The organism is Roseibium sediminicola, assembly GCF_023156505.1.
GTDB classification, from domain to species: Bacteria; Pseudomonadota; Alphaproteobacteria; order Rhizobiales; family Stappiaceae; genus Roseibium; species Roseibium sediminicola.
Genome location: NZ_JALNMJ010000010.1, coordinates 12,582 through 38,898, shown reverse-complemented (window position 1 = coordinate 38,898; position 26,317 = coordinate 12,582). Strand labels below are relative to the sequence as shown.

The 26,317-nt window shown below is 60.6% G+C and carries 23 protein-coding genes and 1 pseudogene; 8 read left to right on the top strand and 16 right to left on the bottom strand.

Annotated elements, in window-relative coordinates:
- Positions 1 to 25: 25 nt before the first annotated feature.
- The 3 genes from miaA to M0H32_RS15115 all read left to right on the top strand — a co-directional run bounded on the left by miaA (position 26) and on the right by M0H32_RS15115 (position 2,309).
- Entirely contained in the window at positions 26 to 940 is a 915-nt protein-coding gene (miaA, locus tag M0H32_RS15125) for a tRNA (adenosine(37)-N6)-dimethylallyltransferase MiaA (RefSeq protein WP_248155444.1), read from the top strand.
- A gap of 206 nt (positions 941 to 1,146) precedes the next feature.
- Positions 1,147 to 1,686 (top strand): GNAT family N-acetyltransferase, encoded by a 540-nt coding sequence (locus M0H32_RS15120; protein ID WP_248155442.1) that lies wholly within the window; start codon positions 1,147 to 1,149, stop codon positions 1,684 to 1,686.
- A gap of 80 nt (positions 1,687 to 1,766) precedes the next feature.
- Positions 1,767 to 2,309 (top strand): GNAT family N-acetyltransferase, encoded by a 543-nt coding sequence (locus tag M0H32_RS15115; RefSeq protein WP_248155440.1) that lies wholly within the window; start codon positions 1,767 to 1,769, stop codon positions 2,307 to 2,309.
- Between the two features lie 17 nt (positions 2,310 to 2,326).
- Here M0H32_RS15115 and M0H32_RS15110 read toward each other — a convergent pair whose 3' ends face one another.
- On the bottom strand, positions 2,327 to 2,908 hold the full coding sequence (locus M0H32_RS15110; RefSeq protein WP_248155438.1) for a TetR/AcrR family transcriptional regulator: 582 nt from the start codon (positions 2,906 to 2,908) through the stop codon (positions 2,327 to 2,329).
- Positions 2,909 to 3,028: 120 nt separating this feature from the next.
- Here M0H32_RS15110 and M0H32_RS15105 point away from each other — a divergent pair, with 120 nt between their 5' ends.
- Both M0H32_RS15105 and M0H32_RS15100 read left to right on the top strand, forming a co-directional pair.
- Positions 3,029 to 3,445, top strand: a complete 417-nt coding sequence (locus M0H32_RS15105) for a 4-oxalocrotonate tautomerase (RefSeq protein WP_248155436.1) — start codon at positions 3,029 to 3,031, stop codon at positions 3,443 to 3,445.
- 29 nt (positions 3,446 to 3,474) lie between these two features.
- On the top strand, positions 3,475 to 3,948 hold the full coding sequence (locus tag M0H32_RS15100; RefSeq protein WP_248155434.1) for a hypothetical protein: 474 nt from the start codon (positions 3,475 to 3,477) through the stop codon (positions 3,946 to 3,948).
- A gap of 315 nt (positions 3,949 to 4,263) precedes the next feature.
- On the opposite strand, the gene M0H32_RS15095 is transcribed toward M0H32_RS15100, so the two are convergent.
- From M0H32_RS15095 to M0H32_RS15045, 11 genes are all read right to left on the bottom strand, one after another.
- On the bottom strand, positions 4,264 to 4,809 hold the full coding sequence (locus tag M0H32_RS15095; RefSeq protein WP_248155433.1) for a P-loop NTPase family protein: 546 nt from the start codon (positions 4,807 to 4,809) through the stop codon (positions 4,264 to 4,266).
- A 91-nt stretch (positions 4,810 to 4,900) separates the two neighbouring features.
- Entirely contained in the window at positions 4,901 to 6,739 is a 1,839-nt protein-coding gene (locus M0H32_RS15090) for a tetratricopeptide repeat protein (RefSeq protein ID WP_248155432.1), read from the bottom strand.
- Between the two features lie 19 nt (positions 6,740 to 6,758).
- Positions 6,759 to 7,397 carry a DUF3540 domain-containing protein gene (locus M0H32_RS15085; RefSeq protein ID WP_248155431.1) on the bottom strand — a complete coding sequence of 213 codons (639 nt, stop codon included), beginning with the start codon at positions 7,395 to 7,397 and terminating at the stop codon, positions 6,759 to 6,761.
- Between the two features lie 59 nt (positions 7,398 to 7,456).
- Positions 7,457 to 7,858: a PAAR-like domain-containing protein gene (locus M0H32_RS15080; RefSeq protein WP_248155430.1), complete on the bottom strand. Its 402-nt coding sequence runs from the start codon at positions 7,856 to 7,858 to the stop codon at positions 7,457 to 7,459.
- Complete coding sequence (locus tag M0H32_RS15075; protein ID WP_248155429.1) at positions 7,858 to 8,976, bottom strand: pentapeptide repeat-containing protein; 1,119 nt, start codon at positions 8,974 to 8,976, stop codon at positions 7,858 to 7,860. The genes M0H32_RS15080 and M0H32_RS15075 overlap by 1 nt, the downstream gene beginning before the upstream one ends.
- Positions 8,969 to 12,079 carry a DUF2169 domain-containing protein gene (locus M0H32_RS15070; RefSeq protein WP_248155428.1) on the bottom strand — a complete coding sequence of 1,037 codons (3,111 nt, stop codon included), beginning with the start codon at positions 12,077 to 12,079 and terminating at the stop codon, positions 8,969 to 8,971. The genes M0H32_RS15075 and M0H32_RS15070 overlap by 8 nt, the downstream gene beginning before the upstream one ends.
- A gap of 89 nt (positions 12,080 to 12,168) precedes the next feature.
- On the bottom strand, positions 12,169 to 13,086 hold the full coding sequence (locus M0H32_RS15065) for a hypothetical protein (protein WP_248155427.1): 918 nt from the start codon (positions 13,084 to 13,086) through the stop codon (positions 12,169 to 12,171).
- Between the two features lie 538 nt (positions 13,087 to 13,624).
- Positions 13,625 to 15,181, bottom strand: coding sequence for a 2-isopropylmalate synthase (locus tag M0H32_RS15060; protein ID WP_248155426.1), 1,557 nt, complete (start codon positions 15,179 to 15,181; stop codon positions 13,625 to 13,627).
- A gap of 446 nt (positions 15,182 to 15,627) precedes the next feature.
- Positions 15,628 to 16,335 (bottom strand): DUF899 domain-containing protein, encoded by a 708-nt coding sequence (locus M0H32_RS15055; protein ID WP_248155425.1) that lies wholly within the window; start codon positions 16,333 to 16,335, stop codon positions 15,628 to 15,630.
- A gap of 221 nt (positions 16,336 to 16,556) precedes the next feature.
- The gene (locus M0H32_RS15050) at positions 16,557 to 17,048 is read right to left on the bottom strand and encodes an SRPBCC family protein (protein WP_248155424.1); all 492 of its coding nucleotides are present in this window, start codon (positions 17,046 to 17,048) and stop codon (positions 16,557 to 16,559) included.
- Complete coding sequence (locus M0H32_RS15045) at positions 17,048 to 17,368, bottom strand: ArsR/SmtB family transcription factor (protein ID WP_425607326.1); 321 nt, start codon at positions 17,366 to 17,368, stop codon at positions 17,048 to 17,050. The genes M0H32_RS15050 and M0H32_RS15045 overlap by 1 nt, the downstream gene beginning before the upstream one ends.
- Before the next feature lie 149 nt (positions 17,369 to 17,517).
- Between M0H32_RS15045 and M0H32_RS15040 the strand changes: the two genes are divergently transcribed.
- Complete coding sequence (locus M0H32_RS15040) at positions 17,518 to 18,168, top strand: glutathione S-transferase family protein (RefSeq protein WP_248155421.1); 651 nt, start codon at positions 17,518 to 17,520, stop codon at positions 18,166 to 18,168.
- Between the two features lie 234 nt (positions 18,169 to 18,402).
- Here the strand turns inward: M0H32_RS15040 and M0H32_RS15035 are convergent, their stop codons facing one another.
- Positions 18,403 to 19,167 (bottom strand): SDR family NAD(P)-dependent oxidoreductase, encoded by a 765-nt coding sequence (locus M0H32_RS15035; RefSeq protein ID WP_248155419.1) that lies wholly within the window; start codon positions 19,165 to 19,167, stop codon positions 18,403 to 18,405.
- Positions 19,168 to 19,267: 100 nt separating this feature from the next.
- On the opposite strand from M0H32_RS15035, the pseudogene M0H32_RS15030 reads away from it, so the two are divergent.
- Together M0H32_RS15030 and M0H32_RS29505 are read left to right on the top strand one after the other, a co-directional pair.
- Positions 19,268 to 19,852 (top strand): annotated as a pseudogene (locus M0H32_RS15030) (AraC family transcriptional regulator); the annotation flags it as partial.
- A 54-nt stretch (positions 19,853 to 19,906) separates the two neighbouring features.
- Entirely contained in the window at positions 19,907 to 20,230 is a 324-nt protein-coding gene (locus tag M0H32_RS29505) for a helix-turn-helix transcriptional regulator (protein WP_345779335.1), read from the top strand.
- A 215-nt stretch (positions 20,231 to 20,445) separates the two neighbouring features.
- Here M0H32_RS29505 and M0H32_RS15020 read toward each other — a convergent pair whose 3' ends face one another.
- From M0H32_RS15020 to M0H32_RS15010, 3 genes are all read right to left on the bottom strand, one after another.
- Positions 20,446 to 21,357: a PhzF family phenazine biosynthesis protein gene (locus M0H32_RS15020; protein ID WP_248155417.1), complete on the bottom strand. Its 912-nt coding sequence runs from the start codon at positions 21,355 to 21,357 to the stop codon at positions 20,446 to 20,448.
- Between the two features lie 237 nt (positions 21,358 to 21,594).
- The gene (locus tag M0H32_RS15015; protein WP_248155414.1) at positions 21,595 to 22,746 is read right to left on the bottom strand and encodes a bifunctional GNAT family N-acetyltransferase/NUDIX hydrolase; all 1,152 of its coding nucleotides are present in this window, start codon (positions 22,744 to 22,746) and stop codon (positions 21,595 to 21,597) included.
- Positions 22,747 to 22,840: 94 nt separating this feature from the next.
- Entirely contained in the window at positions 22,841 to 26,299 is a 3,459-nt protein-coding gene (locus M0H32_RS15010) for a DEAD/DEAH box helicase (RefSeq protein WP_248155412.1), read from the bottom strand.
- Between the last annotated feature and the right edge of the window lie 18 nt (positions 26,300 to 26,317).

Here is a 26,317-nt window from a genome sequence, read left to right as displayed (position 1 = left end):
CTTGCAAGAAAGCGAAGACAGGACAATGGATAAGCGCGCCATTCTGATAGCCGGGCCGACCGCCAGCGGCAAGTCCGCCCTGGCGCTGGATCTGGCGAAACGATTGAATGGTGTCATCATTAATGCCGATTCCATGCAGCTTTATGAAGACCTGAGGCTGGTAAGCGCCCGGCCAAGCGCCGCAGAGGAAGCCTTGGTGCCGCACCGGCTTTACGGGGTGCTTTCCGCGGAGACGGCCTTTTCCACCGGTGCCTGGCTGCGTCTTGCCAAAACCGAGTTGGAAACAGTCTGGGGCAACGGCCAGATACCGATCCTTGTCGGTGGAACCGGGCTCTATTTCAAGGGACTGACGGAGGGCTTCGCCGAGCTGCCGAAGATCCCGGAGGACATTCGAGACAGCGCGCGCCATCTTGCCGACCGGGACGGTGTCGACGGCCTGAAGAGCGCGTTGCGGGATCTTGGCGACACGGAGGCGGCGGAGGCACTGGCCGACCCCCAGCGCCTGGCACGGTCCTTGGAAGTGCTGATGGCGACCGGCAAGACGCTTGGCCACTGGCAGCAGGCGCATCAGTCGCCGCCGCTGCTGACGCCCGATCAGGCCGGCCGCATCGTTCTGGCACCGCCGCGGCCCTGGCTGCACGAGCGGATCGCACAGCGCGCCGAACTGATGCTGGCGGATGAGGGCCTGTCAGAAGTGCGGAGGCTGCTGGCGCGCGGCCTTTCGGACAGATTACCGGCCATGCGGGCCATCGGCGTCCCGGAAATCGGCGATTTTCTGGCAGAACGGGCCGATTATGCATTAACGCTCCACAGGCTCACTGTTGCAACGCGGCAATACGCAAAACGTCAGGAGACCTGGTTTCGCAATCAGATGGGCGACTGGCAACGGCTTGATCCGTCGGGGGAAATCAATCTGGAAGAGTTGCAGGGCTTATTGTGACGGTATTCCGTCAACCTGTGGGGTGTGCGGTGCAGCGTGAGATATCACCTTAACTAGTTGGTAATACGAATTTATTTTCGCCGATTTTGTTCTTATACTTTGGTCTGCCATCGGGTTGGCACAATTCAGGGTTACATAGGGCCCTGGTGCAGCAATTGCCGATTCGACGGATGTTGCGGGCAGAAATCCAAGACTGGGAGGACACGGTGCAGACGATTTTTCTCGAATGCGGCGCAGTGCGGCTAGTCCCTTTTTCGCCCGCCGATATCAATCTCGTCAAAGACCTTCATTCCGACCCCTATGGAAACCGGTGTACAGATTTTTCCACCAATTGCACGGTCGTTGACGCGGCTGAACTGGTGCGCTCCGCACAGCAGACACAGAGCGATCTGGGCTTCGCCAAATGGAAGGCCGTGTCCCCGGAGGGCGACTTTCTGGGTTGGGCGGGGTTCACGCCGGTATCGGAAACGTCCGAGATCAGCCTGAACTATTGCCTGCGCAATGATCTGTTGGAGAAGGATCCGGATCTGCCGAAGCGGCTGTGTGCCGCGCTGTCCGACTGGTTCTTCGAGAACACCTATTTCTCGCATCTCGTCGCCGTGGTGCGCACCGACAACCGCACCATGCGGGACGTCGTGATGCAGACCGGCTTCTACCATCGCGAAAGCAAGGTGATCGAGGGCATGCAGGCGGATGTGTTCCAGCTGCTCAGCCCGTCCATGCAATCCTATCTCATGAGTGCATAGGCAGTGCGCCGGTGCCTTCGGGCACCCGGTTTGCCTGGGGCCGTGGTTTGACACGGTCCCTTTTTTTGAAAGATTTCGTTTTGACCAATCCCGTTTTGGAAACCGATCGGCTGCGTCTGGTCCCATTTACCGAGGATGACTTTCAGAACCTGCAGTCGCTGCATTCCGATCCCGAGGTCAATCGCTACCTGTCGCCCGGACCGGCGATCATGAGCCCGGAAGAAGTGCGGCACCGGCTGACCAACTATATCGGCGACCATCTCCACACCGGCATTTCCAAATGGAAACTGGAAACGCTCGACGGCGATGTGGTCGGTCGTGCTGGCTTTACCTGGATGAACGATCCCGAGGGTTATGAACTCGGCTACTGCTTGAAACAGGCGGCGTGGGGCAGGGGCTATGCCACGGAAATCACCCGGGCGCTGATTGCCTGGTTTTTTGAAAACACGGACCAGGATCACTTTCTGGCCTATGCGGTGCGGGAGAACGACGCGTCGCTGAAGGTGATGCAAAAGGCGGGCATGGGTTTCTGGCTGGATCTGGACATGCATGGTCTTGCGTGCCGGTTCTACCGCATCGACCGCTCGACCTATATGGAGCAGGCGATGGCGGCGTCCGCCTGACGCCGGCTCTCTCTCAGCTAGCCGCCTCTGGCCGCCGCCAGGGCCACCGGCAGTGCGGCGGCTGTAACGGCCTCCGCCAGTCCCTCTTCTGAAAGAGCCCGGGCCGTGGTCAGGGCGCCGATCAGCACACTGAGAAAGGCCCACGCGCGTGACAGCCGGTCACCCGGGCTGTCGCCGGGCAGTCCATCGGCAATCAGCTCAGCGATCTGCCGCATCTTCCGGTCATAAACGGCACGTGTCTCGGCGCTGGCGCGAGCGACGTCCGGGGACATCGCTGTCATCGCGCAGCCGCAGGCCCGGTCCCTGCGATGGGCGGCGCCGAGATAATAACGGGCAAATGCCGCGACCCAGCCGGCACCATATTGCGCCTGATAGGACGGTACGGTCTCAATCACCTCGTCGAGCCCGAGTTCCAACGCCGCGTGAAAGGCGCCGTCCTTGGAGCCGAGATGGGCATAAAAGGCACCCGATGTCGCCCCGGCCGCTTTTGCGATCGCGTCCACACCGACGCCTGAGTAGCCCTCGCTGCGAAACGCCCGGCTTGAAGCCGTCAACAGGGCCTTGTGCGTCTCCGCCTTGCGTTGCTGCTGTTTTGCCATGCCTGTCCATCACTTTTGTAACGATCGCTATTTGAATCTTGACTTAATAACGATCGTTACATAAATAAGGTCCGTCAGAAAATATAACGAACGTTATATTTAAAAGGAAAGGACCCTGATATGCCCCTCGCATTGAACTACACGGAAGGCATGTTGACCGCCGAGGCAGGCCGTCTTGCCGGTAAACGGATCACGGAAGCGTTTTTGAAATGGCACGGCCTTGCCGGAAACAAGGTGATGACGCCCAATGTCACCATGCAGATCCAGGCACTGCCGAAAACAGGTGCCCTGTCGGGCGGTGAGCCGGTGGACGGGGCCTGGCTCGAGTGCAAGACCCCGTCCTTTGCGCTTGTCGACCGCGACATTCAGGTCGGTTTTTTCAAGGAAGCCACGGCAATCATCGCGGATGCCGCCGAAGGACGTCTGCCACCCGAGAGGATCTTCTCCAACGTCGTGCACACGGTCGATGGTACCTGGAACCTGGATGGGGAAGCGATGACCAACAGCCAGCTCGCAGGCCGTATTTCACAAGGCTGAGCCGAAGCTCACACAAAAGGATCGATCACATGAAGATATTTAGCAAAACGCTGGCCGCAACGGCCTTGACGATGCTGACGGCCTTTCCGGTGCAGGCCGAGGGCTGCCTGGAACTTGGCGGTGTCGCCATCCCGAACTTCTTTTCTGAAGGCAAGGGAGAGCCGGTTATCATTTCGGCGACCCTGATGGGGTCGGTGACCAACGCGGCGGGCAAGATAATGGCGCAGCGTGTCACCGAAACCGGGCTAGAAATGGACATGGAACACTATTTCGGTCGGGCTGACGGCGGTGCGCTTTTCACCAGGGATGTCGGTGTATTGACCGCGGTGCCGGGCCGGCCGGGGCGGTTTATGATCGAGATCAGCTACGAAGTTCAGGAGGGCCAGGGTCGCGGCACGCTCGCCGAGTATAAGGGCAGCTTCAGGAGCTATGGCCTGGTCGACCTGCGCGACCCGCAAGACATGCAGGGCCTGGTGCGCTATTCCGGCGAAGTCTGCAAATAGCTGGTAGCTGAGCGTTTCACGGTTAGATTGAAGCATTCTGTTTGTCGTCCGGCGAGACGAATGCGCGGAGGGTCGTGAAACCCATAGCGGGGCTATGGGTGAGCGGCACGACAATGCAGACGTCCGCCGGACGTAAACCCGAAGGGCCGGGCCGGTTTGGTCCAATGCCGTCGGTCTTTGCCTCGACCGTGCAGCCAGCACGGCCTTCGACAAAGCCCTTGGCCTTGAACCAAACCGACCTCGGCAGAATGCTTCAATCTAACCGTGAAACGCTCTGGAGAGGGGCCGTGACGCGGCCCCTTTTGGCAGGGGCCTTCAGGTACTGATCGACTTCTTCAACTGCGCGAAAAACCGGGTCAACTGCCGGGGGCGGGTGAAGATATAACGCCTGCCGGAAAAGGCGTGAATGCTTTGCAGGTCCCTGTCGCGATGGGTGTCGCGGTAATTGAGTACAAACCGGAAGAACGGCCAGTCGACCCGCTCCAGGCACCCCTCGGGCAATTCACCGTCACGGCTCTTGCCGTGCCCGAGAAAAGTGCGCTTTGCCACCCGGGCGGCGCAGGTCAAGGTCGTGAAATCGAGATAAATGAGCGTGTCGGCGGCCTGAAGGCGCAGGTCCAGCGTGCTGGCGTAATTGCCGTCCATGATCCAGCGCGGCCGGGCGATCAGCTCCTGGATTGTGGCCCGCCAGGTTTCTTTGGAAGGCCGCTGCCAGCCCGGCTGCCAATAGTGACTGTCCAGATGGATGACCGGCAGTCCGGTCAGGTCGCCCAGGGTGCGCGCGGCACGGGACTTGCCGGATCCCGGGCTTCCGGCAATCAGGACCCGTTTCATGGTTTGTGCCGCATCGGGCTTTTGCATGCGAACCCACTCCGCTGGCAGCTGAAGTGTCTGAACGCGCCGTCGATGCGCGCTCCGGACGTTCCTTCATAGCATTGCAGTGGCAGTTCTGTCAGGTCCCGGGAATTTCGGCCGCTTCCAGGCTTGCCGCGACCCCACCCGCCAGTTCCGGCAGCAGCGTCGCCCAGTGACCGGGCCTGGGGGCCTTGATCACGTCCATGCTCGGATACCAGAGGCTCTTGCCGTTTTCGGCATACCAGTACCAGGGCGGCACATGCGGGACCAGCGCCAGGCCGGGCGTGCCGGCGGCCCCGGCCGCATGCAGCACCATCCCGTCCGGGCCGATGACAAAATCAAGCGCGTAGAGAAGCGCAGCCAGATCCTCAAGCTTTTGAACATGCGCACCGGCGTCGATGATGTTCTTCTGACCGCTCAACTGGTTCCGGCTGTGGTCCCAGACGGTGCCGATCAGAGTGCCGGGCAGTTCCGGCAGAGCGGTGAGCAGCGGTGCCAGTGTCAGGCCGGGCGCGGCCTCGTTCCAGGCAAGGCCGATCCAGGGCCGAGGAAACTCCGCCAGGGCCTCCTGCCAGCGGTTCAGAAGATCCTCGCGCGCCGGCAAATAGGGCAGCGTGCCGGTCAATCCGCCGCGTAAGCCTGCCGGCAGGGCAAGCAGCCTTGAGACGGGGAAGCCGCCGGACATCTCCGGCAATGCCTCGCCCGCACCCGGCGCATCATTGGGCAAATAGGTTTCGTATCCGAAAAGGCGTGTCAGCTGCACGGTCGCGGACGGTCCCACCACCGGAGTGTCGAGGCCGCGGCCGGTGTGGCCGAGAAAACGCGCCAGCACCATGAACTCGAGCGTGCTCAGACCGGGATCGATGATCATCGCGGCGGTCTTCAGGTGCTCGGCCATGCGCTTTTCGTCGGTGGCGGCCCGGAAGATGGTTTCCGGGAGCGCCGTCACCTTTTCCGGTTGGCCGGTCGACAAATAGGCATCACGCAGAATGTCGAAGAGCCGCGCTTTCGCCGGATCGTCGAGACGGTCGCTATCGCCAAGCAAGGGCTCCAGAAGCTGCAGGGTCTTGTCCGGCTCACCAGCGAGGCCATAAGCGATCCCGAGCGTGAGCATGGCGTCGATCCGGTCTTTTGCGGTCTTTGCCACCGGAGCGAATTCTTGCAGGGCGTCGGTAGCCTCGCCACGGTCCGCCTTCACCCGGATATAACAAAGCCAGGCCGGCATCAGCTCCGGGAACAATGTCCTGGCTCGCTGGGCGAAGCGGCCGGCCTCCGTGATCTGTCCTGTCTCGGCCGCGTTGTTGGCCAGGGCGATCAGGTATTCGGGATTTGCAGGCTGCTGCAAATGTGCCGTTTCCAGGAACGGGGCCGCCTTTGCGTGATCGCCGAAGGCGGTGAGGATCTGGCCGACCAGAGCGTTGAGGGCGGCGTTTTCCGGCGCCAGGTCGAGTGCTTCCTGGGCGGTCACCAGTGCCGGGCCGAACAGGCCATGACCGAAATAAAGCCGGGCGATGCCCTGCAGGATATCCGGGTCGGGTGTCTGGGCGCGGATGCCGTTCAAGAGCTCCTCGACCTCGGCAAGCGCACCGGTCGCGGCCAGAAACTCTGCCTTCAGGAGAGCGGACTGCACATGAAGCGGATCCAGGGCCAGGGCCCGGTCGGTCAGGCGTTCGGCCTCCTGCGGGTTTTGACCGATGAGGGCGACTTTCGCGGCAAGGGCCAGGAAACCGGGATCCTGTTGGCTTGCTGCGGTGGCGCTGGCCAGCAGTTTCTCCGCACCGTCCAGGTCGTTATGGGCGAGCCGCGTCTCGATCAGGCCGGACAGCGCCGCGGGGTGTCCCGGGGACAGATCCAGAATGCTTTCAAAAAGGAGAGCGGCATTGTCATGCCGGCCGGCGGCGGCATGGTCCTGCGCCGCCTTCAGTCTGTCATCCACCAGAAGCATTCAAATGGGCCTAACCTACGCTGACGCGCTTGCCGTCGAGGCGGACATCTTCCTCCGCCGTGATCATGGAGATTTCGCTGTTCTGGGTGGCGACGGTGTCGATGTTCTGAACCAGAATGCCAGCCTTCAGGGTCTCGGTTTCCTTGATGGCGCTGCTGCGGCTCTGCGCGGTCGTTGTGATCGTGCGGGCATTCACCATTTTGTCGACATAGGTCTCCAGGGTGCGGCTGAAATTGCTCACCAGCTTCTTGCCGGTCTGCATCAGCGTGTCCGCCAGAACCGTCATCCGGCGGGCACTGACCTGAACGTCCGGCGCGGCAAGCGCCAGATGGCCTTCCGCCTTCAGTGCCACATCCCTGGCGCCGGCAACACCGAGCTCGGCGGTGACGTCCGCCTCCCGGGCGAGCACCGACAGCACGAAGGCCTGTTCCGGGCCTTGGAAAACCAGCACGGTGTCGCCGATCACCGGTGCCAGCAGGCAGCTGGTGGCCTGAAAGGCGTGAATCTGATTGCCATTCGCCAGCGTCACCATGGCTTCCCGTTCGGTCACCAGGGCCTTGACGGTACCGGTGTCGAGGCTTGTTCCGGCCTGGGCGACGGACGCCTTATTGAGGGCCGCTTCCGCCTGAATGTCTCTTTGTGGGGTCATGCGCGGCTCACCGTTTCGCGTTGATGCGTTATCATATCAGATTTAGGCTGCTACGGCCTTCAGGTGAGGCTCAAAAGACGAACCTGCGAGGGAACGAGGGTCGTGCCGACGGAATTCGGGGACAGGCCGTTCTGAGCCGTCGGGTTCACGAGGGCGCGGGTCGCCGGCATGCACTGGAAGAAGAGCTTGAACGATCCAATGATGTTGCGGCTGTTTGAGCAGACCATGGCGGAAGCCACGCCGGGGCCGGGGCCACTGACCGTCACCGGGGCCACATTGGTCATGTTGTGCACGGGCGTGCACTGGGCGTAGGTCCGGAAACAGGTCGGGATTTCGGTGGATCGGTAGCCCATGGAGAACAGCGGAACCGGCACGGGGCCGGCCGGTGTCGTCTGTAGATAGATGTCGGGAGCCGAAAAATCCAGGCCCGGCAACGGACCCTGAGAATTAACAAAGCACATCAGGCTATCCCTCTATTGACCGGATGTTCGCCGTGAAGCACGACCTTGTCGGTCCGGTATCGTTCTGCTTTTAAACGTTCAGTATCAGTCTCGATCCGGTTGCCCGCTGTGCCGAGCATCACAGTTTGCTCGGTTTTGGCGCCATGGAACTTTGTATTGAAGAAGTGGCTCGCGCCGAGATTGGCCCCGGACAGGTCCGAGTTGGAGAATTCCGCCTGGCGCAGGTCGCAGCGGTCCATGAGGGCAGCCCGGCAATCGGCTTCCAGGAACACCGCGGAGAACAGCTGGGAACTTGTGAAGCGGGTGCCCGACAGGCCGGCGCCGGCGAAATTCGCCATGGTGAACTGGCTGCCTGACAGGTCGACCCCGTCGAGCCGGGACTTGGCGAAGCAGGTGGTGTTTGCCGTCACGCCCGTGAGACTGGCCCCTTCGAAATCGCATTCGGCGAAGACGGAAGCGCTTAAGTTGGCGCCGTCCAGCCGTGTGCCCTTGAAGGAGCCCTGGTGAAAGGTGCAATGCTGCCAGGACTGGCCCGACAGATCGCGGCCCGACAGGTTGGCTTCCGCGAACAGCGCGATATCGATATGGGCACCCGTGATATTGACAGGACGCAGGTCCGCTTCCGTCAGCATGAAATTCGACAGGACCGCATTCTCAAATGTCGCATTCTTGATGTCGGGGGCGAGCAGGGCGGCGCGGTCGAATTTCGTGGCGGAGAAATCCGTATTGGCGAGATTGGGCTGCGCCAGGGACACTTCGTTGAACGTGCTGCCGGCAAAGCTGCTGTTGCTGGCATCGCCGGCGACAATCTGGAGCCGCTCGACCTTGGTCTCGCGCATCTCTATGCCGCTCATCTCGCAGCGGACGATCTGGGTGTTTTTGAGGTTTGCCTTGTTGAACGCAGCTTTTGTCAGTCTGCAGGAAACGATCGTCGCGTTGCTGAGATCCGCCCCGGAAAAATCACAGCCTGAGAGATCGCACTCGATGAAACGGACGCCGGAGAGGTCTTCCCCGGCAAAGGTCAGGCCGATGGCGGTTCGCAGCATGACCGGCTGTTCATGGTCACGGAACGCCAGAACGTCTTCCCGGCTCACCGGTTTTCTGTCTGCCTTAAGCATGGGTTGGTTGCTCCAGCAGGGTCAGGCCGAGATTGGCGCCGGAAAAATCGCAGGCAGCCAGTTTGGCGTCCATAAGATCGGCGGCGTAAAGATTGGCCGCGCGCATGGAACAGTGCCGCAGATCGACGCCGGTCATGGCCGCCATGAACAGGTTCGCGCCGAAGAAATCGCTGCCCTTGAAATTCGAGCGTCCGAACAGAGAATTCCTGAACGAGGCGAGCCGGAAGTCGTTGGCCTCCAGGTCGCAGGTATTGAAGAAGACGGTTGTGCCTTTCGCCCGCAGGAAGCAGCTTTCCGCCATCTTCGCCATGTTGAAGGAACTGTCCGTGGCCTCAAGCGCGTCGAACCTGGATCCGGTCAGGTCGCAGGCACCCATGACACCAACGGAATTCCATTTGCCGTTCCGGCAATCGGCACCGGGCGCACGCACTTCGATGAAGGCGACACGTTCCAGGTCGCTTGCTGAGAAATCCATGCCCACCATCGACAGCATCACGAACATGTTGCGCTGAAGCTTTGAGGCGGTCGCGGCAAATCCGTCGGCGCGTCCGGTGAGAAACTGGCAATCGGCCACGCGGCTCTGCTTCAGGTGCACCCCGTTGAGGGTCGTCTCGATGAAACGCACCTGGTCCAGCACGGTCTGGTTGCCCTGCGACTGCGAGAAGTCGGATTGAAAGATGTGCAGGTCGCGCAGGATGGCCTTGTCGAGACAGAGTTCCTTCGCGCTGACCTTGCTGAGATTGGCGTGGGTGAGATCGGCGCCGGAAAAGTCGGCCTTGTCGAGGGTCGCACCTGTGAAGACCGCGCCGGTCAGATTGCAACCGGCAAAGCGCGCGCCGGTCAGGTCGGCCTGCTCGAAAAAGGTCTCGGAAAGATCCTGGCCGCTGAAATCTGCACCGCGCAGATCGGCGCCAGCCAGATCCGCCCCCTTGAAGGCATGCCCGTCACTGAGCTTTTCCGTAACAAGCGTACCAAGGCGCAGCGCGACGCCGTCCGGCAGCGGTTCCATCGGGAACAGCGCGGTCGGGGCGTGCTGGCGCGCCATCACCATGCTGTCGTCGACGGTTGCCTGGGCCTCTTCCAGTCGATCCATCACCATGTCGATGGAGGTCGGAGCGGCTTCGGACGGCGGACGGTTCGCCGGCGGCTGAAGCCCTTCCGGTTGGGCACTGTCGACATGCGCCATCAGCTCGTCCAGCATATCGCCAAACGTGTCCTTCTGAACGATCGGCGAACTGGATTGCGCTGCTTCCTGTTCCAGGCGCTCGGTCAGCATCGCTTTCGGCGGGAGGGCTTCGTTGCCAAGTGTGTCGGCGGGCGAAGCTTCGGTTTCCTCCGGAACGGCATGGGCAAGGCCGGACAGATCCATCTCTTCGACGGCCTTGCGGAAATCCGCCAGTAGGCTGCCTTCCGGCTGCCGCAGTGCCCGGGCAGCCGCCTTCCGATAGGCGGTTTCAACGGTTTCTTCGTCCGCGCCGAAAAGATCATCAAGGCGGCCGAGAGCAGCGGGCGTGTCACCGTCACCTGCATCCGCAGGCAAGCCTGTTTTTTGCTCCTCGATCACCGCCAGACTGTTCTTGATCTGGTCCAGGCCCTCCGCCAGTTCAGGGTCGAGCTCGATATCCGGAAAGCGGGCCATCAGCTCGTCATCGGCGATCGGTGTCTTCATGTTGGGGGGCTGGCGCTCTGGCGGCGTCACGGCCAGAACGGCCCTGCGCTGCAGCTCGGCCTTGACCATCTCCCGGTCCCGCTTTTCCAGGAGCGCATCTTGTACCGCCTGGATGTCGTCGAGCAGCTGGGCGATGTCCAGGTCGCCGCTCTCCAGTTCTTCCTGCGTCGGCTGCGGGACAAGCGGCAGATCGTCGAGGATGCTGGTGTCCCGCTCCGGCACCAGATTGGGGGGAATGCCCTCGTCCTCCAGCATCTTGCGGGTGGCCCAGGCCTGATTGTCGATGAATTTCTGGCGATCCGCAGCCGCCTTGTCCAGCTTGGCCTGCCGTCTGGCGCTCAGGACCGCGTCATCGACCATCGGCATCAACTGGTAATCGGCAAGCGCGTATTTGTAGGCATCGTCCTTCGACGTGCGCTTCTGGAAGACATCCGCGTAATAGGCGCCGTCCCGGCGGGGTGCATCGGTCTCCTCGACCGCCAGCATCAGTGTTTCGATGTCCTCGGCGAAACGGTTGCTGCCGCGGATCAGCCCCCGAAACGTGAGCACGGCCTTTTCGACATTCGGGAACAGGGTGACCGTGTCGCAACGCATGTCCGTTTCCACGAGGCCGCCATTCTGCGCCAGCTTGTAAAAGCAACGGGCGGTGAGGCGGGGGAGCACACCACCGACCGATGCCGCGCCACGCGACATGCCGGTGATTACAAAGCTCTCGCCACCTTCAAAGAACGTGTCGAAACGCTGTTCCAGCGGGGCGTCGCAGTGATAAAGCGGATTGAAATCCTCCGGCTTCAGAGGAGAGACGTTGTCGATCCAGTACTGATCATAGGTGCCCAGGTATTTCAGGCGGGTCGGATCGTCGGCCGGGAGCGGGCCGAAATGGGCCGGGCGCGGCTGGTCGTCGAGGGATTTTATGAGCCGCTCGGGGTCTTCCACATTCGGCAGGGGCGCGTCGTAGCCGGCATCGACCAGTTGCCGCGCACCAAAGCCCTTGCCGCGCGGGTTTTGCGGAAAAGCCTGCCCGCCAAAGGCCTGGGCGTCGCCGATCGGCATCTTCAGGAACGGCACCGGCCGGCTCATCTGAAGGCCCTGGTCGGTCAGCCGCCAGAAACGGTCGCCGAATACGGCCAGGCGCTTGTGAAAGGAGGCAAAGCGGGCCGATACCTCAACGCCCTCGACAGGGTCATCTCCGGGCGAGAGTGCGCAGCCGGCGATGATCAGCTCGGCTTTCGGTTTCAGTTGTCCCTTGTCGAAGATGGCCCCGTTGGGCATCTGTTCGACCACCATCGGCCAGAGCGCCTGTTCCGTCAGGAATCGCTTCGGGTCCGAGAAATCAAACAGCGCATAGGCTGAGACGGTGGTCAGTGCACCGTCCCGGGCAAGCTCTGTCTGGTGGGCTACCGAGATCCGCGATGGTTTGATGATTGCTGGCAAGCTGCTCTCTCACCGTCTGTTGTCTTTGGACCGGATGCTAGCGCCAATTGCTTAATCATCCGGCCATGATGTCTGGGATCCGGATCGGGTCAGACGTAGCAGGTGAGATTGCCGAGCTTGACGTCGCAGCCGGAACTCTTCAGGTCTGCCTGGACGGTCTCGACCTGAAGATTGCTGCACATGCCTTTCATCTGGCTGTTCTCGACCTTCAAGCTCTCCAGGCCCACCATGATCTGGTTCCATTCGGCCGTGCAATCGGTGGACCCGAATTTTGCCGTCACCTTTTTCATCACGATCGCCTTCAGGTCGATCTGGGTGCCTTTCCAGTTCAGGCACACCCAATCGGAAAAGAAGTTGAACTTGTCGAACTGCATGCGCACGCCATAGACGGATTCCATGATGCCGCCGTAGTAGGTCGTCATGTTGAAGCCATAGACGCTGTTGAAGTCCCAGCCCCATTTGTGGCTCTCGTAGGAGTCCTTGTATTTGATCAGGTGCCACTTGTCGTAAGTGTGCTCGGACTTGTCCTTGATCTTGCGCTCTTCCTTCTGGCAGGTGACCTTCAGCTTGCTGGCACTGGTGATGGTCATGTCACCGCTTTCGGTGCTCAGATTGTAGTGGTTCTGAATGGCGGTGTTCTGCGTGCCGTTGATGTCGAAGGTGTGATTGCCGTTGGTCTTCTGGTGATAGTCGCCTGATTCCAGATACATTTTCTCCGCGGCCTTCACCAGGATGCGGCCATCGCAGGACATCATGATGCCCTCGGACCCGCCGGCGGCGTTGGTATAGACGGAGCTGTCATTGCCTTCGTCGGAGATATGCTGGGCGGGAAACAGGTCGGACTGGTGACCGTGATCAAAAACCCGGTGTTCCACGTCGGAATATTCGCCGAGACGCAGAAACGCCCCCACTTTGTCGGTCGTCGAGGACGGGCTGCTGGTCGGGACCAGATAGAACATCGTCCGTCTTGCGGCCGGCGCATTGTGACGGTGGGGATGCAGAGCCATGGTTGATTCTCCATGTTTGGGTTTTTGTTTTGAAGTGGCCCGGCCTGCAAAAACAGACCACTTCTCGTTATTCCTGTGTCTTCCTGGGCACATGACGCGAACGGCGCTCTCGTCATGCAATCGCAACAGTGCGCGAGGCTGGCTGCGGTGAAGGTTTAAAACCTTCTCTTGCGCAATCTGTCACCCGCGGGGCGGGCGGTACATATATCCTTCGTTTATTCGGCCAGATGGCGCGTGACGTTCGCCGAAGACCTTGTCACCAATTCGTAACAATTGAGTTGATCATCGCGCTGGATTATTTCAAGAGGAAGAAATCTTCGGACACAGAAATTAACTGTGAATTCTCTGCAATGTCTTTGAGAGCAGGCAATAGAGTTAATTTTCGGGGTCAGGTATGACGCTTTATTTGTGACGAAAACAGCGTGTTTTTTTATTTGCGAAAGTGTGAACTAAGTGCCTTCAATACAGGAAACCCCTGGAACGGAGCCGGAATGCCGGTCGGTTCCAGGGGTTTGTTTTGGCTAGGGTCCCTGCTCGGTTACACCGCCTGCAGCGCGCCCGGGTTGCCGGTCTGCTGGCGCAGGGCCAGCTTGTTCATGGCCGAGACATAGGCGCGGGCCGAGGCGACCAGCGTGTCCGTGTCGGCGCCCTTGCCGGTGGCGATCCGGCCCTCGGCTTCCAGACGGACGGAGACTTCCGCCTGGGCGTCGGTGCCCTCGGTCACTGCGTGTACCTGATAGAGCGACAGGGTCGCCTCATGCGGCACGATGTCCTTGATGGCGTTGAAGGTGGCATCGACCGGACCGTCGCCGGTGGCTTCCTTGGTGATGTGCTGGCCGTTCACATCCATGGTCAGGATGGCCTTCTGCGGGCCGCCTGTGCCGGCAATGACGGTGAGCGCGATCACCTTGGTGCTTTCGCCCAGGATGTTGATCTCGTCCTCGACCAGCGCCTCGATGTCCTCGTCATAGACATGCTTCTTGCGGTCGGCCAGGTCCTTGAACCGGCGGAAGGCATCCTGCAAGGCGTTGTCGCCCAGTTCGAACCCCAGCTCCTTCAGCTTGTCGCGGAAGGCGTGGCGGCCGGAATGTTTGCCCATGACCAGGGAGGTGGCTTTCACGCCGACATCTTCCGGACGCATGATCTCGTAGGTCTCGGCATTCTTCAGCATGCCGTCCTGGTGGATGCCGCTCTCGTGGGCAAAGGCGTTCTTGCCGACAATCGCCTTGTTGTACTGGACGGCGAAGCCGGAGGCGCCAGCGACCATCTTGGAGGCGCGCACCATGAATTTCGGATCGATCTGGGTGGCATAGGGCAGAACGTCGGCTCGGGTGCGGATCGCCATGACGATCTCTTCCAGGGCCGCGTTGCCGGCCCGTTCGCCGAGGCCGTTGATGGTGCACTCGATCTGGCGCGCGCCGCCGGCGACACCGGCCAGCGAGTTGGCGACAGCCAGGCCCAGGTCGTCATGGCAATGCACGGAGAAGATCGCCTTGTCGCTGTCCGGCACGCGCTCGCGGATCTGCTCGAACATGGCCTTGTATTCTTCCGGCGTCGCATAACCGACCGTGTCCGGCAGGTTGATGGTGGTGGCGCCGCATTTGATGGCGGCCTCCACGCAGCGGCACAGATAGTCGATCGGCGTGCGGGTCGCGTCCATGGCGGACCATTCGACATCGTCGATCAGGTTGCGCGAGCGGGTCACCGTGTCGGTGATGATCGACAGCACTTCCTCTTCGGTCTTGTTCATCTGGAATTTCAGATGGATCGGGGAGGTCGACACGAAGGTGTGGATCCGGCCTTTCCCGGCATGTTTGACGGCTTCGCCGCAACGGTCGATATCGGCATGAATGGCGCGGGCCAGACCGGCGATGACGGAATTCTTCGAACGGCGGGCGATCTCGCTGACGGCTTCGAAGTCGCCATTTGAGGCGATCGGGAAGCCGGCTTCGATGATGTCGACACCCATGTCGTCGAGGATTTCGGCGATCTGCAGCTTCTCTTCCAACGTCATGGACGCGCCGGGCGACTGTTCGCCGTCGCGCAAGGTGGTGTCGAAGATCCGGATCTGATCCTTCTCGGAGGTGGTCGTCATGATGTTTCGTCCCTGGCTTGGATCGGCGCCGTGAAACGGTGTTGGGCTTGGGAGGCGCGATCCGATTGTCGTGATGCGGTTTTTGAAAAACGTTCCCCTAAGTGCCCGTTCCGCGGATCAAGACGCGGAGCAGCCGACGCTCAGGGGCATCTAAGAAGGAGGAGATCGCCAAGTAGGAGGAGGCCGCCGCGCTGGGTCAGCGCGATCGCAGAAGAACCGGAAATGTCGCGTGCCGCGATCATGGGTCTGCCTTGGGCCTTTGGTCGTCTTCAGGTCTGTTGCCGTCAAAGGTGGCGCAAAAGCGTGACCCGACGGTTAACGGGTTTTGTTCATAAGTCAGGTTTGAAAATGATGCAACCGGCTTTTGTGAAGCTTTCACATCTGTCCCTCTGCCGCAGACCAGTGGAGCGGGGAAAGCTAGGCGGCCGATGAAGGCGATGGAGGAGCTAGCCCTCCACCCCGTACCGGTCCCGCCGCCGCAGCCAGGCCATTGGCCAGGGCAGGTCGTCCTCGTGGCGGCCCATCGCGGTGAGATCGAGCAGGTTATAGGCCATGTTGAGCATGTCGAGGCCGCGGCCATAAGTGGAATAGGTGTGCGCGATCCGGCCGTCCTCCAGCTTCAGGAAGGTGCTGACGCCCGGCAGTTCCTCCGAAAAGGCCGCGTCCGTATAATTGTAGCCCTGGCCATTCCGGACCTCCTTGTCCGGGAAGGTGACGCCGAAATCGACGCCGAAGCCATTGCCTGCGGTCGAGACCCAGTCGAAGCTCCAGCCCAACCGTTTCTTGTAGGCCTGAAGCTTTGTGAGCGGCGCGTTGGAGATCGCAACGAGCGCGGTGTCGCGGGCGGCCAGATGCGTATCGAGCCGGTCGTAATTGTCCGCCCAGAACGAACAGCTCGGGCAGCCTTCCTCCCAGGTCTCGCCGAACATGAAATGATAGACGATCAGCTGCCTGTGCTGGCCAAACAGGCCTGCGAGCGTCTTTTTGCCGTTTTCCGTCTCGAAGACATAATCCTTGTCGACGATCACCATTGGAAGCTCGCGACGCGCAGCTGAGAGCGCGTCGCGCTCTTTGGTGAAGGCTTTTTCCTTTGCCAGAAACGCCTTGCGCGCTTCCAGCCAGTCCTCGCGGCTGACGATCTTCGGGGCAGTCATGATCTTCTCCCTGATTGGTTTGAACCCGGGTGTCACCCCGGACCAGCAAAGCGCAGATCCGGGCCCACTCGCATTTCAGCTTGTCGAGGTGGGAAGCTAAGTATGAGGCCCAGCCAACCGGCCAAGTCGCTGCAAACGAGTAGGACCCGGGTCTTCCTTTGGTTGCCCGGGGTGACACCTGCGACTGCCGCAAGACCCAGCCTTGTCCACCTCTTCGTGCCTCACTCGACGACAAACTCCACCAGACGCAGGAAGCAGCCGTTCCAGCCGCCGCCGACGCCGCGGCGGGCATCTTCGGTCTTGATGGCCTCATGGCGCAGCTTGACTTCCGTCGCCTTGCCGGCCTCCTCAAACAAAACGGTGACCTTGGAACTGTCGGTTGCCTCGCGGGTGCCGTCGGCGAATTCCTGGACATGGCGCCAGGAGAATTCCAGCCGGTTCGGGGCTTCGATCGCCAGGTATTCACCCTCGAAATGGATCTGCTTCTCGTCCGTTTTCTCGATGACAAAGCACCAGCGGCCGCCGACCTTCAGGTCGATTTCGGCGGCAACCAGATTGCCGCCTTTCGGCAGGAACCAGCAGCGGACCTCTTCCGGTTCGGTGAAGGCGCGGAAGACGCGGGCGGGCGTTGCCCGGAACAGGCCCTCGACGATGACCGGCTCCAGACCGGGCTCGGATTTCAGGAATTCGCGGGCGGGTTGTTGAACGGTCATCAGTCTTTGTCCTCCTTGGCAAGGTGGCGGGCGAGCGCGTCGAAGCGGTCGATCCAGAAGCCTTCATATTTGCTGAGCCAGTCGACCGCCTCCTTGATCGGTGCGCCGCGCAGGCGGCAATGGCGGGTGCGGCCGCGTTTTTCGATTTCGACCAGACCGGCGTCGGACAGCACCCTGAGGTGTTTCGAGACCGCCGTCAGCGACATGTCGAACGGTTCCGCAAGCTCGGACAGCGGCGCCTCGCCATCGGCGAGCCGGGCGACAATCGCCCGGCGGGTGCCGTCGCTGAGGGCTGAAAAGGTGGTGTCGAGTTGGGGCATGTCCATCACAGTCATAAGGTGAACCTTTTGGTTGACTATCATCTGAATTCATTATAGTCAACCATCAGGTTGAGTAAAGGCCGCCGTTCTGGGCCGGTCTCAACGGAAGGCGCTTCCCCCGCGCATTTGTCTGAACAGGAGAGGGTAAAATGAAGCTTTTTGTCACCGATCTGTCCCCCAACAGCCGCCGTGTCCTGGCAACCGTCGAGCATCTGGGCCTGAAGGAAGGCACCGACATCCGGAAATTCGACCTGATCAAGGGCGAGCACCGCACCGAGGAATTCCAGGCGGTCAATCCCAACCAGAAAGTGCCGGTTTTGGTGGATGGCGATCTGAAGCTCTGGGAAGCTAACCCGATCATGATCTATCTCGGTGACCGGCAGGGCGCTGAGAGTTTCTGCCCTTCCGACAAGCGCGGCCGCATCGAGATCCTGCGCTGGATGTCCTGGGAAGTGCAGCATTACAACCGGGCGCTTGGCGATATCGTCTGGGAAACCATCGCAAAGCCGGCTTTCGGCATGGGCGGTCCGGACCAGTCCAAGATCGACGCGGCCATGGAAAATTTCCACCGGTTTGCCGCCGTCCTGAACGAGCATCTTGCAGGGCGTGACTATGTTCTGGGAGACAGTGTGACCGTTGCCGATTTTGCGGTTGGCGCCGCGTCGGCCCTGGCGTTGCACCCGCAGTCCCAGGTGCCGCTGGACGCCTATCCGAATGTCAAAGCCTGGTATCTGCGCCTGGAAAGCCTGCCGTCCTGGCAGTCCACCGCTCCGCAAGCCCCGGCCGAAGCGGCCGAATAGGGCCCGGGACTGGCGACGGACAGTTCGAGCGCCACCGAACCTTGTTGGCAACGGCACTTCCCAACCGACGTCATCCCGGCCAAGCAAAGCGCGAGCCGGGATCGGGGAGCCAAGTGCGTAGAGTCTTCTGGCTCGCCGGTCCCGGATCTGCGCTGCGCTTGTCCGGGATGACGAAATCGGGGCATGCGAACAGTCCAAAGACGGCGGCCGGTTTGGCCGCCGTCAGTTAGGTTCTTAGATATGCATGCCGCCGGATATCTCGATCCGCTGGCCGGTGATCCAGCCGGACTGACCGGCCAGCAACGCGGCGATCGCGCCGCCGATATCGTCCGGCAGGCCGGCCCGGCCCATGGCGGTGACGGAGGCGACATACTGGTTGACCTCCGGAACGTCGCGCACGGCGCCACCGCCGAAATCCGTTTCGATGGCGCCCGGCGCAATCGTGTTGACGGCAATACCGCGCACCCCCAGTTCCTTCGCCAGATAACGCGTCAGCACCTCCACCGCGCCTTTCATTGATGCATAGGCGGCATAGCCGGGCAGGGAGAAGCGGGCGAGGCCGGAGGAGAGGTTGAGGATCCGGCCGCCATCGGCAATCAGCGGCAGCAGGGTCTGGGTCAGGAAGAAGACGCCTTTCACATGCACGTTCATCAGCTGGTCGAAGTCGGCTTCGCTGGTCTCCGCGAAAGGCTTGTTGATGCCAATGCCGGCATTGTTGATCAGGAAGTCGAAACTGGTCCGGTTCCAGGTGTCTTTCAGTATGGTTTGAAGCTGGCCGGCGAAGTCTGCAAAGCCGGAGATGTCGGATGTGTCCAGCTGCTGGGCGACCGCCTTGCCGCCCAGAGCCTCGACTTCGGCGGCAACTGCGGCCGCTTCCGCCTGGCTGGAACGGTAGGTGAAGACCGCGTCTATGCCGTTCTGCGCCAATTGCAGGACGGTGTTGCGGCCAAGGCCGCGGCTTCCGCCGGTGACAAGGGCGATTTTTCCGGTGGATGTCATGGGTGTCTCCTGGGGGCTTTTTAAACTGCGATGATCCGGAAATAGCCCTCCACAGGTCCGCCTGCCTGCCGGTTCCTCCTGAAAACATGCCCGATCCTCCATGGCTCGTTGGCGCCTGTCTTGTTCCCGCGTCTCGCATGGCCTATTGGCGGTGCCGGAGGTGTTTGTGATGCAGACCAAGGACCTTGTTCAGCGGTTGATTGAATTTGCCGACAGGAACGGGGCGGACGGGGCTCCCCTACAGGTTGGCGTGCCCGGCTTGAGCCTGGTGCGGCAACGGCAGCCTGAGCAGATTCATGTCTCGGTATACAAGCCGATTTTCTGCCTGGTTCTCCAGGGGGTGAAGGAAATCCGGCTTGGTGACGGGCCGGTGCGGTTCGGCGCGGAGGAATCCCTGATCGTCGGTCTCGACCTGCCTGCAGGCGCAAGCATTGTATCGGCGAGCCCGCAAGCGCCCTATGTCGCTCTGGCCTTGCATCTCGACATGGCTCTGGTCCGGGAGCTTGCGGCGGACCTGCCCGCAGATGCTTAGGGAGACAGGGGGCGGGCGGTCGAAAGCGGTACTGCGGATGCGGCGATCATAGATGCCATGAAACGTCTTTATGACCTGCACGACCAACCGGACGCGCGGAAAGTGCTGGAACCGTTGATCCGGCGCGAGATCCATTATTGGCTGCTCACCGCCCGTCACGGCCGTATTCTCCTGGAGCTGGCGAAGCGCGACAGCCGTGCCAACCGGGTGGCCCGGGCAATCGCGGCGATCCATAAGGACTATACGCATGCGCTCAAGGTCGAGGATCTCGCCCGGCTGGCGGGCATGAGTGTTTCGGCATTTTACGCTAGCTTCAGGGAGCTCACCGGCACCACTCCGCTGCAGTTCCAGAAACAGCTCCGCCTGATCGAGGCCCGGCGGCTGTTGCAGGCGGACCGACTGTCGGTTTCCAGTGCAGCCTTCCAGGTCGGCTATGAAAGCCCGACCCAGTTCAGCCGGGAATATTCCAGGCAGTTCGGCGTGTCGCCGCGGATGGACAAGGGCGCGGGGATCACGGCGCCGGGGTTTTAGCGTCCAGCTTCAATTACTTGTCTTCATTTTGCCAGGGGCAGGATGCCAAGCGCCCCCTTCCTGGTGGATAGGCTCAAGTCCGTCTTGAGCAACCGCGCCACAAGTTCTGTGTCGCCCTGGGCGACCGAAGGGAGACCGAGGTGATGACGACGCCATTCAAACTTGGCGAACCAGTTGTTGGGCCTTGGTAGCTTGGAGCCGGAACTTCAAAGAATTCAGATAAACAACTCGCCCCTGGCCACCAGCGTGGCCTGACCGCCGATGCGGACGGCGTGCATCTTGCCGTTGGCGATGTCGATTTCCAGGTCGATCAGCGATGGGCGGCCCATCTCGAAGCCCTGTTCGATGCGGATGTGGTGGGTGCCGTTTGGCAGGTCGTCGTAATAGTCGACAACGCCGGCAAAGGCGGCCGCGGCGGATCCGGTTGCCGGGTCTTCCGGGATACCCATGTCCGGGGCGAACAGGCGCGCATGGAAGGCGCTGTCGTGAGAGCGGGTCTCCCGGCAATAGACATAGGCGTCCGAATGGCCGTTCTTGCCGAAGCCGGCCTTCCACATGGCCTGGACCGGCTTGGCCCGGGCCAGCGCATCGAGATCGCGCACCGGCACGAAGGTGAAGGGAGGACCGACCTTGAAGCTCGACGGTGCATGGTTTTCAAAACCGATGTCTGTCGGCTCCAGATTGAGCGCGGCGGCGATCAGCTCGGCATTGTGGGTCGGGCCGGCCGGTTCCGGCAGGCGTGGCACGTCGAACTCGGCGAAAGCGGCCGCGTTTTCCCTGAGGATCACGGCGCAGCGCACGGTGCCGATCTGCTGTTTCAGGACCACGACGGCGTCCTGCTCGCCGGAGATGTCGCCGAAGCGTTCCTTGGCCATCAGGATCGCGGTGCCGACGGTCGGGTGACCGGCAAAGGGCAGTTCCATCTTCGGCGTGAAGATCCGCATATTGGCGGAATGGCCGGGATTTTCCGGCGGATACACAAACACGGTTTCGGAGAGATTGAATTCGCCGGCGATCTTCTGCATCTGCACGTCGCTCAAGCCTTCGGAATCCAGGACCACCGCAAGAGGGTTGCCGGCCAGGCTTGTGTTGGTGAAGACATCCAGGATCGCGTAGCGGCGGCTCATATTTCTTTTTCTCCTTAGGGCCTGCGGACAAACGAGTGTTTGAAAGCAGGAAACACGATCTGTCGCAAGCTGTTAGAGCTTTCATTGGGGTTTGAACCAACCGCATAAGCTCGCACGATTCACCAAATCACCCTTCAAGGGTGAGCGGACTTTTGCATGTTCAATCCCGTCCTTCCAGTGCTTAGTGCGCCAACGTGGTGAACAAAGTCTTGCAGCCCGGCGCATGCAACCGCCCCGCTAGGTCAGCAAGTGGCGGCCAACGGCCTTTGCATAGGAAATGATCGCCGGATCGTCGAGGTCGGCCGCAGTTCTGATGATCCGCACATCGGCCAGCTCCTGTTCTTCGGAGGCAGTCGAGAACTGCAGGATGGCCTCGCGCAGCTCTTTCGCGTGCCGGTCGACTTCCATGACCTGGCCAATGGAAATCCTCGGGCCGTCAAAGGCGACCAGCAGGTCCTTGCCGACGACTTGCTCTCGGGTGAGACCGGTTTCTTCTTTAAGTTCCCGGTAGATGGCGCCCACCACATCGACCTTGCCGTCTTCCGAGAGATCCGTTGGATCGAGATTGCCGCCGGGCGGATAGATCATTCCGGCGGTCGCCGTCCGGTCCGACATGACGCCATAGAGAAGGGCCCCGTCGGCGGAGCGCAGGATCGCCGACCCGAACAGGTTGAAGGCCGACGGATCAGGTGCGCCCCAGTCGCGCCAGGCGAGATAGGCGGCAAAGGAACATTCGGTGCAGGTGCCGTTGAAAACACCGTCCTCGAAGCGGTAACCGGTCAGTTTCAGTGTCCGGCCGTTCCACAGCAGTGCGATGCGTTTTTTCGCTTCCTCGAAATGGGCCTGGATGTCGCCTTCATTGGCGGTCTCGAACGCCCAGGGCGTTTCGGATACACCGATATTCAGGGCGCTGATCTTGTGTACGCTGGGTGGCAGCGGTCTTTCCATCAGCGGAATGTCACGGCCGGGGGACATCTGGCTCGGCCGGGTCGCGATCGTCTTGAAGCCGCGCTTTTCGTAAAAAGCAGCGGCAAAGGTATCGGATTCCAGATAAAGGCGGCCGAGACCTTCTTGGCGGGCTCGGTCTTCCGCTCGGGTCAGGAGCAGCTCTCCGATGCCCTGGCCCTGTAGCTCGGGCAGGACAAACAGGAAATCGATCAGCAGCGTGTCCTCACCCTGCCGGATCACGCCGGAAAAGGCCACCGGTACACCATCCTTTTCGGCAACGGTTATCGTCAAAGATCTGATCGTCGCCTCGGTGATGCGCCAGTGCTCCCGGTATTCCGCCATCATCTCCGCCGGATATCCCCAGGAAGCCTTGCTCCGGTGCAGGATGTCGGTGAGGGCGGGAGCGTCGGCAGGGGTGGCGGGACGAAGTTTCAAAGGCATGGGCTGTCCGGAGATTTGATGTGCCGCACAGCCCTAGCCAGTCTTTGTGAAAGTAACAAGGCGGTGGCGCGGTACTTCGCCTATGGCGGATCGTTCAGGCCCCAATGGGTTTGAACAACTCGGTTAGATCGTTTTCCGTCATCGCAAGTGGCCCTGACCCAGCTTCGTCAAAGAGATTATCGGCTAGCGCCTGTTTTTTGTTTTGAAGAAGCTGAATTGCCGCTTCCACCGTTCCTTCGGCGACCAGCTTGTAAACGAAAACAGACTTGTCCTGGCCGATACGGTGCGCACGGTCCATGGCCTGGCGCTCAACTGCCGGGTTCCACCATGGATCGTAGAGGATCACGGTGTCAGCGGCAGTGAGGTTCAGTCCGACACCGCCCGCTTTCAAGCTAATCAGAAAGATCGGAACCTCGCCGGTCTGAAATTTTTCGACCAACCGCGTTCTGTTCCGGGATTGTCCGGTCAAGGTCAGATAGTCCCAGCCGCGTTCCTTGATATCCGCCTCAACCAGGTTCAGCATTTCGACAAACTGGGAGAAGACCAGAACGCGCCGGCCTTCTGAAATAAGCTCTTCCAGCATTTCCAGCAGTCTTGCCCGCTTGGCGCTTTCAGACACCTTTGCAGCCGCATCGAGCTTTACCAAAGCAGGATCACAGCATGCCTGCCGAAGCTTGAGCAAAGCATCCAGCACAGTGATCCGGCTGCCGTTCAGACCCTTTTCGCGAATGGCCCGCCGGACGCGCTCGTCCATCGCCGAGCGGATCGTTTCGTAAAGAGCTATCTGGTCTTCGTTGAACGAAACCAGTTCGGTGATTTCGGTTTTTTCCGGCAGCTCAGGTGCCACCTGCTCCTTGGTGCGGCGAAGGAGGAACGGCTTGATCTTTGAAACGAGCAGCCGGTGCGCGGTAAGGTCGGTGTGCCTTTCAATGGGGGTCCGAAAGATCTGGTTGAAGGTCTTTCGGTTACCCAGCAAGCCAGGCACAAGCCAATCGAACAACGACCAGAGTTCTTCCAGATTGTTTTCCAGTGGCGTTCCGGTCAGGGCGATGCGCTGACTGCATTCGATCTCGCGAATACGCTTTGCCGCCGCAGAAGCTGGATTCTTGACAGCCTGCGCCTCATCAAGGACGACCAGGTTGAAAGCATGCTCCTGTAAGATCTTCAGATCCCGGTGCAGCAATGGATAGGTCGTCACGATGACATGATGCTCCGGAATCGAAGAAAACAATTTCTTTCGGTCCGGTCCGTGGAGGACCAGCAACTTGAGCCCCGGTGCGAACGTCGCGGCCTCGCGTTGCCAATTGCCGATGAGACTGGTTGGAACGATCAGCAGACTGGGTCGGTTGCTCTTGAGCTCCAGGTGAAGGGAGACAAGCAGGGCGAGCGTCTGAACGGTTTTACCCAGTCCCATGTCGTCGGCCAGCACACCTCCGAAACCCGTCTCGCAAAGAGAGCGCATCCAGCCGTAACCGGCAAGCTGGTAAGGGCGGAGCACACCGTGAAAGGCCTTCGGTACCTTCATTTCCTGAGGATTTGCCAGGCGCTGCAATTTCCTGCCCAGCTCCAGCAAGGCTTCTCCGCCCGAAAAGGGGATGCCGCACCCATCGAGTGCCTCCGCCAGTTCGGCAAGCTTGGCCGCTTCAGCCCTGTGAAACGAAGCGTCGAGACCATGAACTGAAATCAACGCCTTGATCAGTGGCGCAAGTGCGGTGGCATCGAGACGGAGATAAGAGCCGTCCGGAAGCAGTGGATAAAGGACCAGGTCCTCCAGGAAACTGTCGACATCGAGAGGTTCAGGTTCCCCTGGCGCAGTCTTCTGCGCCCAGTCGTCCATCAGATCCGGCGGCAAGGCTTCAATCAGGGAAAGTACAATCGGCAGAATGTCGATGATCTCGCCATTCACCTCCATTTTGAGCGCAAAGTCGAACCAATCGTTCTTTGCCGGCGATCCAGCTTTTCCCGGATTTGCGTCTTCAATGCTGGCGATCACGGTCGATGGACCCGAGTGCAGCCTGAAAGGCCAGCTCTTGTCGATTTCCACGATCCAGCCGGATCGTTTCAGCTCGGGAATTGCCTCCGCCATGAATTGCAAAACGGTTTCATTTCCGAAGACTTGCTCGTCTCCCGAGGTGCCAGCATATTCGGTCTGGGCCAGCATGTTCGGAAATGCCAGGTCGCCAGCCTTCATCGCTTCGCAGTTCAAATATCGAGCCGGGCGCAACGGTACCGCACCAAAGGTGCCCAGCCGGTCTATTGCGGCTTCTTCAAGACTTTGGTCGCGCTGGACGGTTATCAGCTTGTCCCCTTCACGGAAAACGGCTCCCCGCCGCGAGGACAAGGCGACATGGTGTCCTTCGTAGTTGAAGCCGAGGCGCAGAACCTGAATGGTGCGCTGTTTCCGGGAGGTTGAGGAAAAGTCGAACGGATCTCTGCCGGCGTCCAAGCTCAGTAGTTTAAGGACTGGCACTGGCGTGCAGCCCGACCAGACTTCCTGGGTCAGGGCTTCGGGCAGGGGAATTTTTCCGCCCGCGACAGACTGCAGCGTTTGCGCCACTTTCGGTGCGGCCTCCGGAAGGATCGCCGGAGCACCGAGCAACAGTCTGGCCGTGTGAGGTGCAACCCCAAAGTCCAGTTCGCCACAGGTGCCGGAAACCGGGTCGACATAATAGGGCACATCGATGTTGACGACGGAAAGATCTTTACCCGACAGGTCGACCGCGCAAAGGATTTGTTTCCCAGAAGCCCTGCTACGCCACTCGAATCGGCCTTTCCGTGAAGGGCCCAGGGTCAGTGTGGGCCCGTCCGGGGTCATCCAGCAGGCCCGTCCGGTGTCGAGCATTTTCCTGAAAGCCAGTGCTAGATCCTCCGGATGGGCTGTGGCACTGGATGCCCACTTCTCGATCAGATTGCAGCGATTGAGCAAAACGCAGACCCGCATGTCCGAAGGCAGCACGAATTTGGGCCGTTGCCTGCTCCGGAAGAACATCGGATCGTAAGGCCGGTTATTTTCCTTCAAGGTGCCGTCCTTGCGGCGCGTCATCTTGAACAGCGTGACATCCAGGAAACCCGAAACATCCGGAGAAATGACGTAGTACAGCCTGTCTCTGACGTTGGGCGGGTGAACCTCTGGTGTCTCCTCCCCGGGCAGTTTTTCTGTCTCCAGCTTTGCGAGCCAGGAATTGACGGCGGATTCCTTTTCTTCGGTCTTGTTCAGAAGTGCGCCGACGTCCAGCGACAGCGGATTCGAAGGTGAAGGCGCAGCATTAAACTGCCGAGAAGCTGCAAGCATGACCGCAGCAACATGTTTGCAGTTGAACCCAACCGGACAACTGCAATCACCGTAGATCTCAACAAGCTCAACCCGGTTGTTCCACTTGAGGGAGATGTGCTGCCGGTAGCGCGACTGCCCACTGCCCCTCACCACACCGGTGATGCTTGTATCGCTGGTGACTTCGCAAGAGAGAACCCGACCGTTCTTATAATAATCCACGCCCCTGGAATAGTCAGGTTCTTCAATCAGACGTCTTATGGTTTCATGTTCGACCGGCATGTTTGGAAGGCTTGACTC

Excerpts from the sequence above, each read along its gene's own strand:
- miaA (WP_248155444.1), top strand. The coding sequence starts at position 26 with ATGGATAAGCGCGCCATTCTGATAGCCGGGCCGACCGCCAGCGGCAAG.
- M0H32_RS15110 (WP_248155438.1), bottom strand. The coding sequence starts at position 2,908 with ATGGCAAAACAGCAGCAACGCAAGGCGGAGACGCACAAGGCCCTGTTG.
- M0H32_RS15105 (WP_248155436.1), top strand. The coding sequence starts at position 3,029 with ATGCCCCTCGCATTGAACTACACGGAAGGCATGTTGACCGCCGAGGCA.
- M0H32_RS15100 (WP_248155434.1), top strand. The coding sequence starts at position 3,475 with ATGAAGATATTTAGCAAAACGCTGGCCGCAACGGCCTTGACGATGCTG.
- M0H32_RS15095 (WP_248155433.1), bottom strand. The coding sequence starts at position 4,809 with ATGCAAAAGCCCGATGCGGCACAAACCATGAAACGGGTCCTGATTGCC.
- M0H32_RS15085 (WP_248155431.1), bottom strand. The coding sequence starts at position 7,397 with ATGACCCCACAAAGAGACATTCAGGCGGAAGCGGCCCTCAATAAGGCG.
- M0H32_RS15080 (WP_248155430.1), bottom strand. The coding sequence starts at position 7,858 with ATGTGCTTTGTTAATTCTCAGGGTCCGTTGCCGGGCCTGGATTTTTCG.
- M0H32_RS15075 (WP_248155429.1), bottom strand. The coding sequence starts at position 8,976 with ATGCTTAAGGCAGACAGAAAACCGGTGAGCCGGGAAGACGTTCTGGCG.
- M0H32_RS15065 (WP_248155427.1), bottom strand. The coding sequence starts at position 13,086 with ATGGCTCTGCATCCCCACCGTCACAATGCGCCGGCCGCAAGACGGACG.
- M0H32_RS15060 (WP_248155426.1), bottom strand. The coding sequence starts at position 15,181 with ATGACGACCACCTCCGAGAAGGATCAGATCCGGATCTTCGACACCACC.
- M0H32_RS15055 (WP_248155425.1), bottom strand. The coding sequence starts at position 16,335 with ATGACTGCCCCGAAGATCGTCAGCCGCGAGGACTGGCTGGAAGCGCGC.
- M0H32_RS15050 (WP_248155424.1), bottom strand. The coding sequence starts at position 17,048 with ATGACCGTTCAACAACCCGCCCGCGAATTCCTGAAATCCGAGCCCGGT.
- M0H32_RS15045 (WP_425607326.1), bottom strand. The coding sequence starts at position 17,368 with ATGCCCCAACTCGACACCACCTTTTCAGCCCTCAGCGACGGCACCCGC.
- M0H32_RS15040 (WP_248155421.1), top strand. The coding sequence starts at position 17,518 with ATGAAGCTTTTTGTCACCGATCTGTCCCCCAACAGCCGCCGTGTCCTG.
- M0H32_RS15035 (WP_248155419.1), bottom strand. The coding sequence starts at position 19,167 with ATGACATCCACCGGAAAAATCGCCCTTGTCACCGGCGGAAGCCGCGGC.
- M0H32_RS15020 (WP_248155417.1), bottom strand. The coding sequence starts at position 21,357 with ATGAGCCGCCGCTACGCGATCCTGGATGTCTTCACCAACACAAGCCTG.
- M0H32_RS15015 (WP_248155414.1), bottom strand. The coding sequence starts at position 22,746 with ATGCCTTTGAAACTTCGTCCCGCCACCCCTGCCGACGCTCCCGCCCTC.
- M0H32_RS15010 (WP_248155412.1), bottom strand. The coding sequence starts at position 26,299 with ATGCCGGTCGAACATGAAACCATAAGACGTCTGATTGAAGAACCTGAC.